At 57.6% G+C, this 2,534-nt stretch carries 8 protein-coding genes and 1 pseudogene; all 9 read right to left on the reverse strand.

The features are described from left to right. A partial coding sequence (locus SY1_RS05055) for a hypothetical protein (protein WP_208872931.1) occupies positions 1–184 on the reverse strand: 184 nt, incomplete at its 3' end. 4 nt (positions 185–188) lie between these two features. Next, positions 189–365 (reverse strand): annotated as a pseudogene (locus SY1_RS12780) (hypothetical protein); the annotation flags it as partial. Between the two features lie 29 nt (positions 366–394). Then, the gene (locus SY1_RS05065) at positions 395–658 is read right to left on the reverse strand and encodes a type II toxin-antitoxin system RelE family toxin (RefSeq protein WP_208872933.1); all 264 of its coding nucleotides are present in this window, start codon (positions 656–658) and stop codon (positions 395–397) included. Then, positions 642–872, reverse strand: coding sequence for a type II toxin-antitoxin system RelB family antitoxin (gene relB / locus SY1_RS05070; protein WP_015556386.1), 231 nt, complete (start codon positions 870–872; stop codon positions 642–644). Before relB ends, SY1_RS05065 begins: the two co-directional genes overlap by 17 nt. Positions 873–1,035: 163 nt before the next feature. Further along, positions 1,036–1,251 carry a type II toxin-antitoxin system HicA family toxin gene (locus SY1_RS05075; protein ID WP_015556387.1) on the reverse strand — a complete coding sequence of 72 codons (216 nt, stop codon included), beginning with the start codon at positions 1,249–1,251 and terminating at the stop codon, positions 1,036–1,038. Next, complete coding sequence (locus SY1_RS05080) at positions 1,244–1,456, reverse strand: type II toxin-antitoxin system HicB family antitoxin (RefSeq protein ID WP_015556388.1); 213 nt, start codon at positions 1,454–1,456, stop codon at positions 1,244–1,246. Before SY1_RS05080 ends, SY1_RS05075 begins: the two co-directional genes overlap by 8 nt. Before the next feature lie 20 nt (positions 1,457–1,476). Continuing rightward, positions 1,477–1,644: a type II toxin-antitoxin system HicA family toxin gene (locus tag SY1_RS05085; RefSeq protein WP_208872935.1), complete on the reverse strand. Its 168-nt coding sequence runs from the start codon at positions 1,642–1,644 to the stop codon at positions 1,477–1,479. Between the two features lie 13 nt (positions 1,645–1,657). Further along, the gene (locus SY1_RS05090) at positions 1,658–1,894 is read right to left on the reverse strand and encodes a type II toxin-antitoxin system HicB family antitoxin (RefSeq protein ID WP_015556389.1); all 237 of its coding nucleotides are present in this window, start codon (positions 1,892–1,894) and stop codon (positions 1,658–1,660) included. A gap of 3 nt (positions 1,895–1,897) precedes the next feature. Further along, complete coding sequence (locus tag SY1_RS05095; protein WP_015556390.1) at positions 1,898–2,167, reverse strand: helix-turn-helix domain-containing protein; 270 nt, start codon at positions 2,165–2,167, stop codon at positions 1,898–1,900. Positions 2,168–2,534: the final 367 nt, after the last annotated feature.

Below are 2,534 nucleotides of genomic sequence, written 5' to 3' on the forward strand. Positions count from 1 at the left end.
TAATGGAGCCTATTGTGTTGTCACAATATCGCTCTTCTGTATCGCCTCGTCTGACATAAACAAAGCCGATTTGAATCGGTATATTAAACTTCGGAGATTTCTGAGTCTTCTCTGTCACGTCGAAGGCAAACAAAAAAAATAATCCCTCACCACCCATGGATTCCCCAACGAGCCGAGCCGCCACGTCCTCAATCCTCCTTACGCCAAGGGATACCGCGCTTTTGCAACAGCTCCTTGGGTATCGCTTCCAGGTTCTGGGTTGGGGTTGGAGATAGGCAATTGTCTGAATTTTGATTTGTAACATTTGTTACGGGGAGCCATCTTGACACAGTCATCTTGCTAACCCCCAGAGCTTTGCCGATGCGTTCCTGTGTCCAGCCCCCTGCTCCCTGGCCTACCTGTAGACCTCTCTCCTGTGGCCGATCTTCAGGACGAGGACGACAAGCTCCCCGTCACGGAGCTCGCAGATCAGCCGGTAGTCTCCCACGCGGTAGCGCCAATACCCCGAGAACTGACCGGCCAGGGCCGCCCCCTTTTCTCGTGGAGAAGGTGCGGAGGATAGGGTACTCAGGAAATCGATTATCCGTGTGTGCGCAGATTTGTCCAAGCGCTCTAAAGCCTTCTCCGCCTCCTTGGAAAGCCTAATCGTCCAAGCCAAGGTGAGCCCTCACCTCTTCCAGGCTATAGGTCTTCATCCTGCCGCTCCTGACTTCCTCGGAAATTCTCACGGCGTCCTCGTAGTCCTCCAAGTCCTCAAGGTACTGCTCGATGGCCATCAACATGAACTTTTCCGGCTTCTGATTGGCCGCGCCGCTTCGGGTCTCGATACGCTCCCGCAGCTCCTGCGGCAGCTCCAGCACGAATTGAGCCATCCCTCTATCCCCCCTTCATGTTCCCCGGAACGCTCTCCAGGCTTCCAGCTTAGACCTTGCCCCTGTGCGTAATTCGGCGGGGATGTTAACGTTAACAAGCGTCTCCTAAGGGTCACTCCTTGGCCTACCTGTAGACCTCTCTCCTGTGGCCGCGTGGGGGAGGTCAAGAGTTCTTCAAAAACTCCTCCGAGGATACGCCTGCCTGCCTCAAGACGCTCCTGAGCGTTCCCACGGCAAGCTCGTTGTGCATGGGGACGACGCAGACAGCCCCATCCCGACGCAAGACAACATGGGAGCCCCTGCTCCGACGGAGGTCAAAGCCCATTCTCTGGAGAATCCCGACGACCGCCTGTCCCGAGAAACCCCGCAGCTCAGGCATGAGCCACAGCCTCGAACGTCGTCACCAGGGGCCGCCCTCTCGGAGTGTATGCCTCCTCCTCCAAGTAAAGCTCCGTGGCCTCCCTCAGGTTGGCGATGGCCTCCTCCAGCGTCGCCCCCTGACTGGCCGTCCCCACCTCAGGACACTCCGCAACATACCAATCGTCCTCCCGGTGAATGACCGCCGTGAAAGTATGCGTCGCCATCCCTTACCCCTCCTCCAAAATCAAAAGATCGCCAGGATACCGGCCTGTTTGCACAGGGCGTTTGCCGTGATGCGGTCGAAGGTCGTGTGGCGCTTGACCGGGACCATCTTGCCCTTGCCGTTGTTGTAGATGCTGTGATTGCGGCCCTCCCGCTGCAGAAAAAATCCGTATTGCTCCAAGTGCCTCACGAGATCGCGTCGGTTAACCGACATGCGACACCTTCTCCATGGCCACAGGGAGAGGCTCGAAGAGTACCTGAGCCTGAGGAGGGACCTGCCCCGTCTCCAGGTAGGCCCTCGTCATCTCCTGGGCGGCGTCCAGCAGCATAGCCCGGCACTCCTCCAGGGTGCTCCCCTCCGTGATGACCTCCGGCCATTCGAGGAGCTGCCCCATATAGCCCGCCTCTATCTTCGTGTAGCAAGCCGTATAGGTTGCCATCCCCTATCCCTCCTCCCCCCTGGCCGCTGAGATCGCGGCCTCGACTTCCTCCCGCAAGGCCGCCCGCTCCGCCTTCACCCGCTCAGAGCGGGGCTTCACTCCACGCTTGGAGGGCTGATATTTCAAAACCGATTCCCTAGGGATGACCCAGCTATTCCCCATCTTCTCAGCTCCAGGCAGACGGCCAGCTTGACAGAGTTTTGCAATCATGTTTGCTCCTTTCCCTGTCAATGTTGCAGCTTCCGCTGTTGTTAGATACTCCTCGCGCAACATTGTAATCACCTCTCAGCAACATTATAAAATACAGATGTCTGTAATTATTAAGCAATACTATTGATAGATTTGATTACAGATAACTGCAATATATAACCATCGAGCAAGGCAGTGGCACATTGACAGGGTGAGGCCCAGGCGACGGGCAAAGAGGTCTCCCCCACCGGGGAGCGGGAGTCAGGCGCGATGAGAGGTGGGGAATCGGGGGAGGTGAGGTGGAGGCGAGACCGAAGCCGAGTGGAGAGGTCGAAACCGGGGGCACATCGCCCCCTCCGGGTAGAGCCCGAACTGATACCATTTTGCGTCTAAAGGGCAAGAAAGCCCCCCTTGCAAGGGGGGCTGCCCCGAAGTGGGGGACTGACGGCCC

Origin of the sequence: Fretibacterium fastidiosum, assembly GCF_000210715.1 — a bacterium.
GTDB lineage: Bacteria > Synergistota > Synergistia > Synergistales > Aminobacteriaceae > Fretibacterium > Fretibacterium fastidiosum.